The organism is Streptomyces sp. NPDC090445 (assembly GCF_044769385.1).
Classification (GTDB): domain Bacteria; phylum Actinomycetota; class Actinomycetes; order Streptomycetales; family Streptomycetaceae; genus Streptomyces.
Map to the genome: position 1 here is coordinate 27,852 of NZ_JBIVXV010000020.1, position 14,723 is coordinate 42,574.

The window sequence follows — 14,723 nt, forward strand, 5'->3', positions numbered from 1 at the left end:
AATCAAAACCCCCCTGTTCTCTTTATTTTCGTCCACGGGCCCCCCGGCCAACACCCTCCCCCGGTTTTTCTTTTATTTGGTGCCCGGCCCCCCCGGGGGCGGGGGGGGGGGGGCGCCCGCCCGGCCGCCCCCCCCCCCTCCCCCCCCTCTCCGCCCCCTGCCGAAAGAAACACCTGGTCGTGTCCACTCCTGTGCAGATCCTCGTCCCGGACGCCCTCGCGGCGCGCTCCCGTGAATACGCAGAACTCATCGTGAGCCGCCTCGCTGATCCGGACGTGGTGCAGCAGGCGTTGAATTCCTGCGAGCAGAACTCCGTCAATCCATTTCTTTGGGGAGGGGTTTCCCTGCTCGCCGGCGAAACCGGAAGTGCACTCACATTCCGGTACGCGGCCCGCGCCATTCCCGATGCCGCCGAGCACTGGACGGGCCTCGCCCACCAGCGCCTCGCGGCCGTGGTCCGCTCGACCCACGACACCCCCATCGAGGAGCCCGGGCTCGCAGGCGGAACCGCCGGCCTCGCACTGGCACTCGCCGACTTCGCCGCCGACGACCCCCGCTACGCGCCGGCCCTGGCAGGCATCGACACCCAGCTGGCGGCCCAGGTCGCGGCCCTGCCGCCGGGCCACACGCTCCTCGGTGACGGCGTCGCCTTCGACGCGTACGACGTGGTGGCCGGCCTCTCCGGCATCCTCGCCCATCTCGCGGGCACTCCCACCGCGCAAGGGCCGGACGGCGCCGCCGTGCGGAGCGCAGCGCAGACGCTGACGGCCGAACTCGTCGGCCTGTCGGGTGCCCGCACCGCCGAGGGGCGCCCCGCCTGGTACGTACCGCCCCGGCACTACCCCCAGGACAACTACCGCGAGTCCTTCCCGCACGGCTACGTGAACCTCGGGCTCGCCCACGGCGCTCCCGGTATCCTGGCCGCCCTCGCCCTCGCGCTGTCCGCGGGAGACCCCACCCCGCAGCTCGCCGGGACGGTCCGGGCGATCGCCAACTACCTCGTGTCCGTGTCCTTCGAGGACCAGTGGGGCCTCAACTGGCCCAGTGGCGTACCCCTCGACGCCGCCGGGGCCGAAACGGCGACCGCGGGCCTCGCCTCCGCCCGCGCCTCCTGGTGCTACGGCGCCCCCGGCATCGCCTGCGCGCTGCTGAACGCCGCCGACGCGCTCGGCGACCCGCTGCTGCGCACGCTCGCCGTCGACGCCTTCGAGGCAGTGCTGCGCCGGTTCGACGCCGTCGGCCGCATCCCGTCCGCCACCGTCTGCCACGGAACGGCCGGCCTGGTGGTCATGTGCGCGGAGTTCGTCCGGCGGACCGCCAGCACGAAGGCCCGTACGTCCCTCCCCGTGCTGACCGAGCACTTGCTGAGCCACTGCGACCCGGACCTTCTGCTGGGCGTCCAGGAGCTGGAGCAGCCCGGGGTCCTCCTGGACAGCCCCGGCATCCTGACCGGCGCCGACGGAGTCGCCCTGGCGCTGTGGGCGGTCTCCACCCCGGTCGAGCAGCGCTGGACGCGCGCACTGCTGATCGCCTGACGGCGCGCCGGCCACCAGGACACCAACGGGTCATCGAGGAGCACATTCCCTTGCAGGCAGAACGTCACCCTTCCCCCACCGCCGTGGACGGCGGCACGCTGTACCGCGACGCCGGGTTCTTCCTGCTGCGCGCGCCCGTGCTGCCGGTGCAGGACTTCCTGGCGATCACGCAGGGTCCGGAGCCGCAGGGCGGCTCCCACCACGAGGAACCGTCGCGGCGGCTCGACCGCATGCGCGAGCACGGGCGCAGTCGGCTGCGGGCCATGGTGGACAGGCCTCGGGTGGCCCAAGCGCTGCACGTGGCCAGCGGCTCCGTCACGGCGGGTCTCGACCGGCTCGACGAGGACCCGAGCGACAGCCGCAGGGCCCGGCGCGCCTACTCCACGCTGCTGCGCTACCTGACCCGCATGTCGACCAGGTCCACCCCGTACGGCCTGTTCTCCGGCGTGGCGACGGGGCTGTTCGCCGACGCGGCCGACCTGGGGATGGCCGCCGACCCGGTCGCCAGGACGCGTACCCGGGCCGACCTGGGCTGGCTGCTGGCCGTGCTCAAGGAGGTCGAGAAGGATCCCGCCGTCCGGCCCCTGCTGGGGATGCGGGCCAACTCCGTCCTCTACCGCGTCGGCGGCCGGGCCGTGCTGCCCGGGGCGGACGTCTACGGTGAGGAGGACCACCGGCTCGCGGGCTTCCGGCTCACCGAGCCCGCGGAGCTGGCGCTGCGCCTCGCCGGCGTGCACGGAACCACGTACGGGGACATCCTCGACCGCATCACGACCGACGTCGCCGGAGCCACCCGGGACCGGGCCGAGGCCTTCCTCGCCCAGCTCTGGGACCTGCACGCGCTGACCAGCGACCTGCGCCCCTCCCTCCACGAGCCGCACCCCGAACGCGATCTCGCGAAGAGGCTGACCGGCCTCGACCCGGCAGCCGCCGTCCGGGACGCGCTGCACACGGTGCGGGACCTGGCCGACCGCGTCGACGCCGGACGCGGCGCGGCCCCGGTCTCCCTGCTCCGCGACCTCACCCGGCACCAGAAGTCCCTGGCGCCTGACTACCCGAAGGAGACGTACCAGCTCGACACGGCACTGGCGGTCACCGGCACCGGGCTGCCGAAGGAGATCGGCGCCGTGGCGGCGGGCACCACCGAGGCGCTCCTGCGGATGGGCGCCTTCCCACCCCGACCCCAGCACATCGCCGAGTACCACGCGGCCTTCCTGGAGCGCTTCGGCGTCGACTCCGAGATTCCGCTGCTCCAGCTGCTCAGCCCCGAGACCGGGCTCGACGCGCCCAACTCGTACACCAAGCCCGAACGGGCCTTCCCGCTGCCGGCGGTCGGCGAGGACCGGGTCGTCGGCAGGGAGCTGAAGCTGTCCGCCCTCGTCGCGGAGACCCTGCGGGCGGGAGCGTACGAGCTGGAGATCACCGACGAGCGGCTGGAACGGCTGTCCGTCTGGCAGGCCGGCGAGCAGCAGCCCCGGGTCCGTCCGGCGATCGACCTGTACGCGCAGGTCGCCGCGGAATCTCCGGAGGCGCTGCGCGGCGGTGACTGGCGGCTCGTGCTGGCACCGGCCGGCATGGCCGAGGGCGGGCGCACTTTCGGCCGGTTCTTCGACCTCTTCGACGAGGATACGGTCGAACGCCTGCGGGAGTACGCGCGGGCCGAGGAAGAGCTGTGCCCGGACGCGGTCTTCGCCGACCTCAACTACCTCCACCCCCACGGCCGGTCGGCCAACGTGGCCCTCCACCCCACCCTGCGGCGCTACGAGATCTGCGTCAACACGGCGCCCACGCTGCCCGCGGACCGGCAGATCCCGCTCAGTGACATCCTGGTGGGCGCCACGGCGAACCGCTTCTTCCTGCGCTCGGCGCGACTGGGCAAGGAACTGGTCGTGTCCCAGGGGCACATGCTCAGCGCCCTACAGGCCCCCAATGCCTGCCGGCTGCTGCTGGAGCTCTCCGAGGACGGGTACGCGCCGCTCACGGGCTTCGACTGGGGCCCGCTGCGCATGTCGCCGTTCCTGCCCCGGGTGACCCGTGGACGCGCCGTCCTGGCCCCCGCCCAGTGGTCGGTCACCGCCGAGCGGCTCGGGCTGCCCGCGGGGAAGGGCGCCCTGCCCGACCGCGACGCCTTCTACGCCGCCGTACAGCGTTGGCGCGAGCAGTGGAACGTGCCGCGGTACGTCTCGCTGGTGTACATGGACAACTGGCTGGCGCTGGACCTGGAACACCCGCTGTCCGTCGACGAGCTGTACGACGAGGTGGCCGGCCTGTCCGAGGCGGACCGGCAGCACGTGATCGTCCAGGAGGCCCTGGCCGGCTTCCCCCGCACCTGGCTGCGGGACCCCGCCGGCGGCCAGTACCTCAATGAGGTCGTGGTGCCGCTGCTGGCCCGCGACCCGAAGCGCTCCCGGCGCTCCGCCGTCGCGGTCCGTCCCCCGCGGACCGCGGCGGCCGGTCCGGGGGCGGTGCCGCTCGCCGACCTCGCCTCACCGGACCAGCGCCGTTCGTTCCCGCCCGGCAGCGAGTGGACGTACCTGAAGCTGTACTGCCCGATGGACGGGCAGGACGACCTCGTCGCAGGGGCGCTGGGCGAGCTCGTCGAGGGGCTGCGCTCCCAGGGCGCCGTCGACCGCTGGTTCTTCCTCCGGTACGCCGATCCGATGCCGCACCTGCGGATCCGGTTCCGCGCCTCCCGTCCCGAGCTGTCCGCCCCCGTCCTGGCCGCCTGCCTGGACTGGGCGAACGGGCTGATCGGCGAGGGCCTCGCCCATGACGTGGCCGTCGTCGGCTACGACCGTGAAGTGGAGCGCTACGGCGGCCCCGAGGCGATCGACGCCGTGGAGCGGGTCTTCCAGGCCAACAGCGAGGTGTGCGCCGCGCTGGTGGCGGCCCGACGGCACGGCGACGTGGAGCTGGACAGCGAGGTCCTGTGCGTGCTGGGGATGCACGCCCTCCACCGGGACTGGGGCGTCGACCCCATGGAGCTGCTGCCCCCGCCCTCGGAGCGGTCGATCCCGGAAGCCACCCGCAAGCACTTCCGGCGCGTGCAGCGGCAGTTGTGTGATCTCCTGGCTCCGTGGGACGCGCACCCGGACCTGACGGCGCGAACGAGCCGAGATCATCTCGAAGGTATACTTTCCCGACAGCAGGAGACGCTCGCCGAAGTCGGCCGCCACGTACGCGGGCTGGCGTCGGCAGACCGGCTGGTGGGGAACGAACGGCAGATGTTGGCAAGCCTGGCGCACATGCACGCCAACCGCTTCCTGGGCCTCGGGCAGGATCGTGAGCGGCTCTGCCTCGACCTGTGGGTCCTGGCCGCCGAGGCGATACGTCGCCGTCCCGAGGCCGCCCCGCAGCGGCCGGAGGGCCGCCGATGACCTCGAAGGACGAGAGCCCGGAACGCACCGGCCGGCACTGGGGGCGCACCCTTCGCCTGCTGTGGCAGGTGAGCCCGGCCCACATGCTGGGCGTGGTCGTCACCACCACGCTCACCGCCCTGCTGCCCGCGGTGTCCGTGCAGTTGACCACCGAGGTCGTGCAGAACGTGGCCGACGCCGTGGCGGGCGACGAAACCGCCGCCCGCGGTGCGATGGGCGTCGGCGTGCTGCTGGCCGCCGCCGCCGTCCTCGGGCACCTGTGCTCCACCGGCCAGGGCTACCTCGAGGCCCTGCTGCAGTACCGCATGGCCAACGGGATCAACACCCGCATCATGGAGAAGGCCGTACGGCTGCGGCTGGAGCACTTCGAGGACTCCGCCACCTACGACAGCCTGCAGCTCGCGAACCGGGAGGCGGCCTACCGCCCCTACCAGCTGTTCACCGAGCTCATATCGGTGATGTCCAACGCGGTCACCCTGGTCTCCGTCGCCGCCGTGCTGCTGTCCTGGGACCCGTGGGTGGCCCTCGCGGTCCTGTTCGCACCCGTGCCCGCGGTGGGCGCCACCATGTTCTACAGCCGGATCACCTGGAAGGTGGAGAACGAGCGGTCCGCCGACCGCCGCCGCACCAGCTACCTCCAGTACCTGGTGACCAACGACCGCACCTACAAGGAAACCCGGCTCTTCGGCCTCGGCGGCTTCTTCCTCGACCGCTACCGGGACCTCATCGGCCGCTTCTACCACGTCGACCGGTCCCTGGCGCGCCGGCAGTCCACCTCCAACGCGCTGCTGGGCCTGTTCAGCGTGGCCGCGACCAGCGGCGCCATCCTGTTCGCGATCAGCAGCACCATCGACAGCGGCAGCATCGGGCAGCTCGCCGGCTACATGGCGGCCGTCGCCGTCGTGCAGGGCGCCGCGCAGACCCTGTTCGCCGGCTTCGGGGAGCTGTACGAGCACAACCTCTTCCTCGGCAACCTCTTCGCCTTCCTGGACATGCCCGAGCGCGACGTGCCCTCGGGGACGAGGCCGTTCCCCGAACGCCTGGGCAAGGGAATCGAGTTCCGGGACGTCACCTTCGCCTACCCGGGCAGCGCCAAGCCGGTCCTCGACCGCTTCAACCTCACCCTGCCCGCCGGCCGCTGCGTGGCCCTGGTCGGGCAGAACGGCGCCGGCAAGACGACGATCGTGAAGCTGCTCTCCCGGCTGTACGAACCGGACGGCGGAACCATCCTCATCGACGGCCACCCGGTGGAGGAGTACGACCTCGACGAGCTGCGCGCCAACATCGGTGTCATCTTCCAGGACTTCGTCCAGTACGAGGAGACGGCCCGCGCGAACATCGGCTACGCCAAGGTGGCCGACCTGGACGACGAGGAGGGCATACTCCGCGCCGCCGCCCAGGCCGATGCGACCGGCTTCATCGAACGGCTTCCTCAGGGCCTGGACACCCAGCTCGGGCGGTGGTTCGAAGGCGGCCGCCAGCTCTCCGGCGGCCAGTGGCAGAAGGTGGCCCTGGCCCGGGCCTTCCTGCGCAACGCGCCCGTGGTCGTGCTCGACGAGCCCACCGCGGCCATCGACGCGGCGGCGGAGGCCGAGATCTTCGAGAAGCTCCGGGCGATCTCCGGGCGGGCCACCACGCTGCTGATCGCACACCGCTTCTCCACCGTGCGGGTGGCTGACCACATCGTGGTGATGGACGGCGGAAAGGTGCTCGAAGAGGGCACCCACGTAGAGTTGATGGAACACGACGGTACCTACGCCGAGTTGTTCCGCCTCCAAGCCGCTGGCTACCTCGACGGTCCCGTCGTGGAGGCGTGAGGCGACGTGAGCCGCACACCATCAGGACCGGTCCCCCCACACGAAGGCGAATCCACCATGTCCATCGAGCAGCGCGACGAAGCCGCCACCCCGGCCACCCCCTCCTCCAGGATCGCCTGGATCGCCGGCGGTGTCGCCCTCATCGTCCTCGGCGTCGCCCTGATCTGGGTGACGCAGGACCAGGCCGCCGACCTGTCGGAGGACATCCGCCTGGTCGTCAACGTGGCGATGCGCGGGGCGACCTTCCTCCTCCTCGGCGGCGGCGCCTGGTGTCTCGCACGGGGCTGGAAGCGCACGTGACCCGAACGCCGCTCCTCGAACTGGCGGGAGTGCAGCGGACGTACGACGAGCGCACCGTGCTGCACCCCGTCGACTTCGTCCTGCGGCCCGGAGAGTCCGTCGCCCTGATGGGGCCGAACGGATCCGGCAAGTCCACCCTGCTCCGGATGGCCGTGGGACGGGACCGGCCGAGCGCGGGCACCGTCGCCTTCGACGGGAGTCCCCTGTACGAGGACGATCCCCGAGTGCGGGCCCGCATAGCCGTCGTTGCGGAAGGCCCCTCCTTCTACCCCGACCTCAGCGTCCGCCAGCACCTCGAGCTGGTGGCCGTCGCACACGGGGCGGGAGCACGGGCGCCCGCGCTCGTCGACGCAGCGCTGGACGCCACCCGGCTCACCGACCGGGCGGGCCTGCGGCCCTCGGCGCTCTCCTCCGGGCAGGCCCAGCAGCTGCTGCTGGCCGCCTCGCTCGTACGCCCCCGCGACCTCCTCGTCCTCGACGAACCCGAACAGCGGCTGGACCCCGAGGCCCGTACCCGCCTCACCGAGCACATCCGGCGCGAGCAGCGCCGCGGTGTGGCCGTGGTGTTCGCCACGCACCACGCGGAGCTCGCCCTCGGCGCGGCGGACCGGGTCCTCGTCCTGGCCGACGGCCGCCTCGTCGCGGACGGGCCTCCCGAGCAGGTCCTGCGCGAGGCCGCCCGGTGAACCCCCACCTCGTGCAGGACGCCGGCCCGGCCGGCAGCGCGGGGACGACGGGGCGCGCCACGGCCGACGAGGCATTCGCCTACCTGCGCGAGGCGCGCCGGGGCCACCGCGTGCAGCGGCGCCGCGACACCGCCTTCCACGTCTACGTCGTCCTGCTGTTCGGCGCCATGTACCTGCTCCCGTTCGGGGCGATCGCCTACGGGGCGGCCGGCAGCCCGAGGGAGCCCTGGGCCTCGTACGCCCGGGACGCGTTGCCCTTCGCGGGATGCACCGTCGCCCTGGTCTGGCTGCGGATCGTCGTGGGCGACGCGCGCTGGCGGGGCCCCGTCCTCCTCGACGGGGCCACCGCGACCTGGCTGCTGCCCGCGCCCATCGACCGCGGCCGGCTGCTGCGGCCCAGGCTGCGGCGCGCGGTCCTGGCGCACGGCGCGGGGGCCGGGCTGCTGACCGCGGTGGCCGTGTACTTCCTGAACCTGGTGATGCTCGGTCGCCCCACGGCGGGCATCGGCCTGGCGGCGGCCGCGGCGGCGGCGTTCGGCGCGCTCTGCGCCGGGGCCGCCGGTCTCATCGTGTGCCGCGACGCGGTCGACCACGCACGCAGGGCGGCCACCGGGCTCACGGCGCTCGCGGGAGCAGCCCTGCTCTGCACTGTGGCCCGGGCTCCCTCCGCCCTGGAACCGGTCTTCCTCTGGTCGGGCCCCTGGGGCTGGGTCACGCAGTGTCTGGCCGCCGCGTCCGGCAACCCGCCCGCCGGATGGCCGGTCGGCGCAGCGCTGCTCCTCGCGAGCGCGGTGTGGGCGGTGGTCCGGGCGGACCGAGACGTCGCCGCCCTGCCCGCCGGTGTGCTGCTCCGGCGGATCCGCTCGGCCACTTCGGTCTCGGCGGCGGTGGTGACGGTCGACTTCCGGCTGGCACGCCTGGCGGTTCAGCAGGCCGGGCCCAGCCGGTCCCGGTCCCGGCTGCCTGCGCTGCCGCCTCCGCGCCGTCCTTGGCTGATCGTTCCCTGGCGCACCGCGGCCGGCTGGCTGGCCGGGCCGTCCCAGCCCGGCTGGGCCGCCGTATGGCTGGCCGTGGCGTACACCGCGGTGACGGTCGCCTCGGCCGCCCGGGATGCGGAACGGGTCGCGGCCACGCTGGTGGCCCTGGCCGCCGGATACGGTGCCGCCGCCCAGCTCGTGGAAGCCGCCCGGCTGGACGGCGACGACGTGAACCGCTCCCGGACGCTGCCCTGGACGTTCCCGTCGGTCGTGCTGCGGCACGCGCTGCTCCCCGTCGCCGCGCTGGCCGTCGCCGGTGCGGGTGCCTGCGCACTCGTCGCGGTGCTGGGCCGTCCCCTGCTGCCCGCGCTGCTGCTGGCCTGCTGCTTCCCCGCACTCGTCGCCGGGGCGCTGGTCTCCGCATGCCGGGGAAGGCTGCCGCACGAACTGCTCATCGGTGCCGAGACCGCCATGGGGAACACGGCCGTGCTCCAGGTGGCCGTCTGGTACCTGCGCGGTCCCCTGGCCGCCTGCGTCGTGCTGTTCCCCTTCCTGACCTTCGGGTTCCACCTGGGCACCGGCGGTGCGGCACTGGTGCGGGGGCTCGCCCTGGGCTGCGGTCTGCTCCTCGGCACCGCCGGGCTCACCGCGTGGGCCGGCTTCCGCGCCTGGTCGCACGTACGCCGCTGACGCGTCCGCCCCGGGCCTTCCCCTCCCTCCTTCCTTTCCCTCCCTCCTTCTCTCCTTTCGCCTTAGCGTTCCCGTTCGACCTCAAGGAGTCGTGTGAAGACCTCGCCCCTGTCCAGAATCCTGTGCGCCGGAGCCCTCGGTCTCGGCCTGCTGTCCGGCGTCGTCGCCCCCGCTCACGCAGCACCGCGCACGGACGGCCCGTACGGTGTGGCGGACCATCCGGTGTCCGGGACCGCCGAGACCAGGGCCGTCGCCCTGATGCGACGTCAGAAGCCCTTGCTGGACGCCGCCCACCAGCTGCGGCAGAAGGGGATCGCCGCCGAAGCGGGCTTCTCCGGCATCACCGTCGACCCGGAGCGCTCCACCCTCCACCTGTACTGGCGCGGCGCGCTCCCGAAGCAGGTGAAGCGGACGGTCCAGAGCCTGAGCCGGCCCTCCGTACGGATCGAGGTGCGCAAGGGGCCGGCCCCGGGGTCCGAGCGGTCCGGGGACGCCCCCAAGGTGTCGGTGGCCGCCGGGCCCGCCACCGGAGCGGCGGCCGGAACCACCGACCCCGCGCCCCGCCCCGCGGGCCGGGTCAACGACCGGTGGCCCGTGTCCGGGGGCGCCCTGATCATCACCCAGTCCGAGACCTGCACGACCGGCTTCGGCGTGGTCAGTGTGGCGAGGGGCCACAAGCAGCTGCTCACCGCCGGGCACTGCGGCCCGGTCGGCAGCCCGTGGTTCAACGGCGACGCCGAATTCATCGGCAATGCCGGGGCCCGCCACCCCGAGGTGGACGCCCTGGTCATCGACGCGAACAGCTCCGACAAGGTGTGGCACGGCGCGGTCACGGAAAGCCTCGACGGCATCGACGACAAGGCCCGGACGGTGACCGAGGCCCGCTCCCCGGAGGTCGGCCAGTACCTGTGCACCTCGGGTGCCGTGTCCGGGACACGGTGCGGCCTGCGGGTCACCCGGACCGGCGTGGTGGTGTCCATCGCCGGGACCGACGTCCCCGGCCAGGTCGAGGCCGAACAGGTCGACCACCTGGACGCGGCCGGCAACGGGGACAGCGGCGGACCGGTCTACTCCGGCACCACGGCCACCGGACCGGTCACGGCACACGGCATGATCACGGCCTACGACCGCCAGCAGACGGTGCCCTGCAGCGGCATGCCGACCGGCAACGGACGCAACTGCTCCTGGCGGGTCTACTTCACCGACATCCATGTGCTGCTCAAGGCCACCGGCACCCGGCTGCCCGCCCCGGGGGCCTGAGCCCACCCCGGCTCCTGGCACAGGGAAAAGCACTGGTCAGGGCTGTGGTGTGGGGGTTGGCCCGGTCGGGTGAAGTGTTGCGCGGGGCGTTGAGTTGGCCGCGGCGGATGCTGAAGCATCGGCCGCGACGGGCTGTGGAACATGCCGGCCGAATGGTCCGTGGCGTTCGGTCTCTTCGTACCCGCGTGCGCGCCGGGGCGTGAGTGGTCGGTGTCGTCCGTCGTCGTCCGCACGTTCCGAGGAGAGGTGCCCACCGAAATGACCCCTGTCCAAGATCCGGCGGCGCTGGCGGCCGCACCTGAGGCCGCGCAGGCGTTGTACCAGGCCATGATCGGAGCCGCGGGGCCCGCCGCGACCGGCTGGACCGGACCGCGGAGCCTGCCCGCACCCACCAGGTGGGGCGAGAAGGTGCTGATCCTCGGCGCCGGAGTCGCCGGGCTCACCGCGGCGTACGAGCTGAGCATGCTCGGCTTCGACTGCACCGTCCTGGAGGCCCAGCAGCGCGTCGGCGGCCGCAACCGCACGGCGCGCCGGGGCGACAAGCTCTACGAGATCGACGAGCACAGCGGGCGGGCGGTGCACACGCACACCTGTCGGTTTGACGATGGGATGTACCTGAACCTGGGACCGGGGCGCATTCCGTACCACCACCGCCGGGTGCTCAAGTACTGCCGGGACTTCAAGGTGGCGCTGGAGCCGTACGTCATGGAGACCACGGCCAACCTCGTCCGGCCGCCGAACGCGGCGAAGCCGCTGCCCAACCGCCGCGTGGCCAACGACACCCGCGGCCACATCGCGGCGAAGCTCGCCGAAACCCTGGTCACGCACGACGCGTTCACCGGGGAGGTGCGGGATCTGCTGCGCATCTTCGGCGCGCTCGACGTCGACGGCAAGTACTCCCAGGCCAGACGGTCCGGGTACCTCTACGACCCGGTGATCGAGGAGCCGTTCCCGGTGCCCGCCCCGCCGTTGACCTGGGAGGAGCTGGTGGAGTCGGGCTTCTGGCGGACCAGTTTCTACCAGCCGCTCGACTACCTGTGGCAGGCGACGATGTTCCAGCCGGTCGGCGGCATGGACAAGATCGTCGATGCGCTGGCGCAGCAGGCCAGGCTCGCCGGCGCGGAGATCGTGCTCGGTGCCGAGGTCACGGCGATCGATATCGGCAGGGACGGGCCCGGGGCCGTGGTGTCGTACGTGCACGGCGGCCGGGAGCTGGAGGCCGAGGCCCGCTACTGCGTGAGCAACATCCCCGTTCCGGTCCTCAAGGGCGTCGGGCGGACCGGCTTCTCCGAGGCGTTCGAGAACGCGATCGGCGTCGTGGAGTTCGAGAAGACCTGCAAGGTGGGCTGGCAGGCCAACCGGCGTTTCTGGGAAGGGGATTTCGACGGTGCGGGCACCGTCGGGGGCATCTACGGCGGGATCAGCTGGACCTCCCACAACATCACGCAGATGTGGTACCCGTCCAACGACTACTTCTCCGCCAAGGGCACCCTGACCGGCGCCTACAACTTCAAGGAGAACGCCGGACACCTCGGCAGCCTGCCGACCGGGGAGCGCCTGGACCTGGCCCGCGAAGGCGCCGTCGCACTGCACCCCGAGTTCGGGAGCGACGAACTCGTGCCCCAGGACAAGGGCGTCACCATCGCCTGGCACAAGGTGCCCTACCAGCTCGGCGGCTGGGCGTACTGGAAGCCCGGCGAGGGCGGCCACATCGAGGCGTACCGGCAGCTGCTCCAGCCGGAGGGCGGTGACGTCTTCTACGTCACCGGCGACCAGATCTCCCCGCTGCCGGGCTGGCAGGAGGGGGCGATGATGTCGGCCGAGTACGTCGCCTGGCAGATCCTCGGGATCATCCCGCGCACGGTGCCCGAGGTGGTCGCCGTTCCGGACTCGGACGCGCTGACACAGGGCATGAGCTGACCCTGACCCCCGCGCTCCCCCTCCTGGGGCCCGAACGACCCCGGCGGCCCCGGTGACCCCGGCGGTCCCGCGACCCTGGCGACCCCGGTGACCCTGGCGACCCCGGTGACCCCGGCGGCCCCGCACCACCCCCGGCCCGACCGCGCGGAGTTTTCCGCTCCGCCGGTTGGGCCGTCAGGGTGCGGTCGCCGCCGTTCGGGGGGCGGGCTAGCTTGGAAGGGCTGGACCTGGACCTGGACGTCGCGTGGCAGGAGGCCGGGCATGACGACACGGTTGCGCAGGGCGGCGGTGGCGGGGGCGGCCGCGGTGGGGCTGCTGGCGGCGCCCCTCGGAACGGGGACCGGGTACGCACAGGACACGGACACGCGGACGGCACGCACCGCGGCGGTGTCGGCGGCCCCCACACGGCAGGGGGAGTTCCCGCAGCTCACCCCGGCGGTGGCCCGGCAACTGGACCGGGCCGTGCGGAAGGTGCTCGCCGAGGCCAAGGTGCCCGGTGTCATGGTGGCCCTGTCCGCGCCCGGGAAGGGCGAGTACATCCGCAGCTTCGGCGTCGCCGACAAGTCGACCGGCCAGCCCATGACCACCAACCTGTACATGCGGATCGGCAGCGAGACCAAGACGTTCACCGTCACCGCCCTGCTGGAGCTGGTCGACCAGGGCAAGGTCGGCCTGGACGACCCGATCGGGCAGTACGTCGACGGGGTGCCGAACGGCGACAGGATCACCCTGCGCGAGCTCGCCGGGATGCGCAGCGGTCTGTACAACTACTCCGAGGACCCGGACTTCTTCAAGGCGCTGACGAGCAACCCGCGCAAGCCGTTCACCCCGCAGGAGCTGCTCGCGTACTCCTTCAAGCACCCGGTGATGTTCGAGCCGGACGCCAGGTTCTACTACAGCAACACCAACCTGATCCTGCTGGGCCTGGTGGTCGAGAAGGTCAGCGGGATGAAGCTCAACGACTACATCGACAAGTACGTCACCACCCCCGCCGGGCTGCTGCACACCGTTTTCCCCGTCGGCGCCGAGTTCCCGACGCCGCACGCGCAGGGCTACACCGACCAGACCGCCGACGGGCAGGTGCAGGACGCCACGGACTGGAACCCGTCCTGGGCGTGGGCGGCCGGCGCGATGGTCTCCGACCTCGCCGACCTGCGCAAGTGGGCCCGGATCCTGGCCACGGGCACGCTGCTGGAGCCCGCGACCCAGGCCGAGCGGCTGAAGGTCGTCGACGCGCTGCCCGGGACCGGCTACGGGCTGGGCATCTTCAACGTGCAGGGCTGGATCGGCCACAACGGCTCACTGCCCGGCTACCAGTCGCTGACCGTCTTCCTGCCGGAGGCGCAGGCCACGCTGGTCGTGCTGCTCAACACCGACATCGCGGCCGAGGGGGAGGAGCCCAGCACCCTCTTCGGCAAGGCCATCACGGAGATCGTGACCCCCGACCACGTCTTCGACCTGCCGGCGCAGGGCGGAGCGGGAACGCCCCCGCCGAGGTGAGACAACCGAGGTGAGACAACCGAGGTGAAACATTCCTGCATCCCCATCGCGTCAACGTGGTGAGACGGGCACGAGGGGGAGTGGATGCGGCAGGGGCGCAGGGACGGGTTCCGCGAGTTCGCGGCAGGCCGATCGGGACACCTGTACCGGTCGGCCTGCCTCCTGACCAGCGGGGACACCCATCTCGCGGAGGACCTCGTCCAGGAGACCCTGGGGCGGATGTACCTGCTCTGGGGGCGGATCTCCCGCATCGACAACCCCGCCGCGTACGCGCAGGCGGTGCTCGTACGGACCTTCCTGACGCACCGTCGGCGCCGCTCGGCGGCGGAACGCCCGCTCGGGGACGTCCCCGAGCAGCCGGGCGGGCCCACGGCGGCGGAGGGCGGTGACCCGGCGCTGCGGCTCACCCTGCTGCAGGCCCTGGGGAACCTGCCGCCCAAGGACCGGGCGGTGCTCGTCCTGCGGTACTGGGAGGACCGCAGCGTCGAGGAGACCGCAGACGCCATGAACTCCAGCTCCGCGGCCGTACGCACCCGCAGCACGCGGGCGCTGGCCCGGCTGCGGGATCAACTGGGGGGTTCGCTGGCCGAGTTCGCGGGGCGGTGAGGGCTGCCCGACCGGTCGATCTCCGTGCCCGCCCCCGTCCCCTTTTCTTTTCTTC

10 protein-coding genes are annotated in these 14,723 nt (G+C 72.6%); all 10 read left to right on the plus strand.

Annotated features, from left to right (window positions below; genetic code table 11):
• Window positions 1-179: 179 nt before the first annotated feature.
• The 10 genes from ACIQUT_RS29005 (at window position 180) to ACIQUT_RS29050 (ending at window position 14,668) form a co-directional block, all read left to right on the plus strand.
• Window positions 180-1,535, plus strand: coding sequence for a lanthionine synthetase C family protein (locus ACIQUT_RS29005; RefSeq protein WP_403567027.1), 1,356 nt, complete (start codon window positions 180-182; stop codon window positions 1,533-1,535).
• Between the two features lie 50 nt (window positions 1,536-1,585).
• Window positions 1,586-4,912, plus strand: coding sequence for a lantibiotic dehydratase (locus tag ACIQUT_RS29010; RefSeq protein WP_403567028.1), 3,327 nt, complete (start codon window positions 1,586-1,588; stop codon window positions 4,910-4,912).
• Window positions 4,909-6,729, plus strand: a complete 1,821-nt coding sequence (locus ACIQUT_RS29015) for an ABC transporter ATP-binding protein (RefSeq protein WP_403567030.1) — start codon at window positions 4,909-4,911, stop codon at window positions 6,727-6,729. The genes ACIQUT_RS29010 and ACIQUT_RS29015 overlap by 4 nt, the downstream gene beginning before the upstream one ends.
• Before the next feature lie 57 nt (window positions 6,730-6,786).
• Window positions 6,787-7,029, plus strand: a complete 243-nt coding sequence (locus ACIQUT_RS29020) for a hypothetical protein (RefSeq protein ID WP_403567032.1) — start codon at window positions 6,787-6,789, stop codon at window positions 7,027-7,029.
• Entirely contained in the window at window positions 7,026-7,715 is a 690-nt protein-coding gene (locus ACIQUT_RS29025; RefSeq protein ID WP_403567033.1) for an ABC transporter ATP-binding protein, read from the plus strand. The genes ACIQUT_RS29020 and ACIQUT_RS29025 overlap by 4 nt, the downstream gene beginning before the upstream one ends.
• A complete protein-coding gene (locus tag ACIQUT_RS29030) occupies window positions 7,712-9,382 on the plus strand; it encodes a DUF6297 family protein (protein WP_403567036.1) in 1,671 nt (556 codons plus the stop codon). Before ACIQUT_RS29025 ends, ACIQUT_RS29030 begins: the two co-directional genes overlap by 4 nt.
• Before the next feature lie 93 nt (window positions 9,383-9,475).
• On the plus strand, window positions 9,476-10,642 hold the full coding sequence (locus ACIQUT_RS29035) for a S1 family peptidase (RefSeq protein ID WP_403567038.1): 1,167 nt from the start codon (window positions 9,476-9,478) through the stop codon (window positions 10,640-10,642).
• A gap of 258 nt (window positions 10,643-10,900) precedes the next feature.
• Window positions 10,901-12,562, plus strand: a complete 1,662-nt coding sequence (locus ACIQUT_RS29040; protein ID WP_403567040.1) for a flavin monoamine oxidase family protein — start codon at window positions 10,901-10,903, stop codon at window positions 12,560-12,562.
• 261 nt (window positions 12,563-12,823) lie between these two features.
• Window positions 12,824-14,062, plus strand: coding sequence for a serine hydrolase domain-containing protein (locus ACIQUT_RS29045; protein ID WP_403567042.1), 1,239 nt, complete (start codon window positions 12,824-12,826; stop codon window positions 14,060-14,062).
• Window positions 14,063-14,146: 84 nt separating this feature from the next.
• Window positions 14,147-14,668 (plus strand): SigE family RNA polymerase sigma factor, encoded by a 522-nt coding sequence (locus ACIQUT_RS29050; protein ID WP_403567044.1) that lies wholly within the window; start codon window positions 14,147-14,149, stop codon window positions 14,666-14,668.
• Window positions 14,669-14,723: the final 55 nt, after the last annotated feature.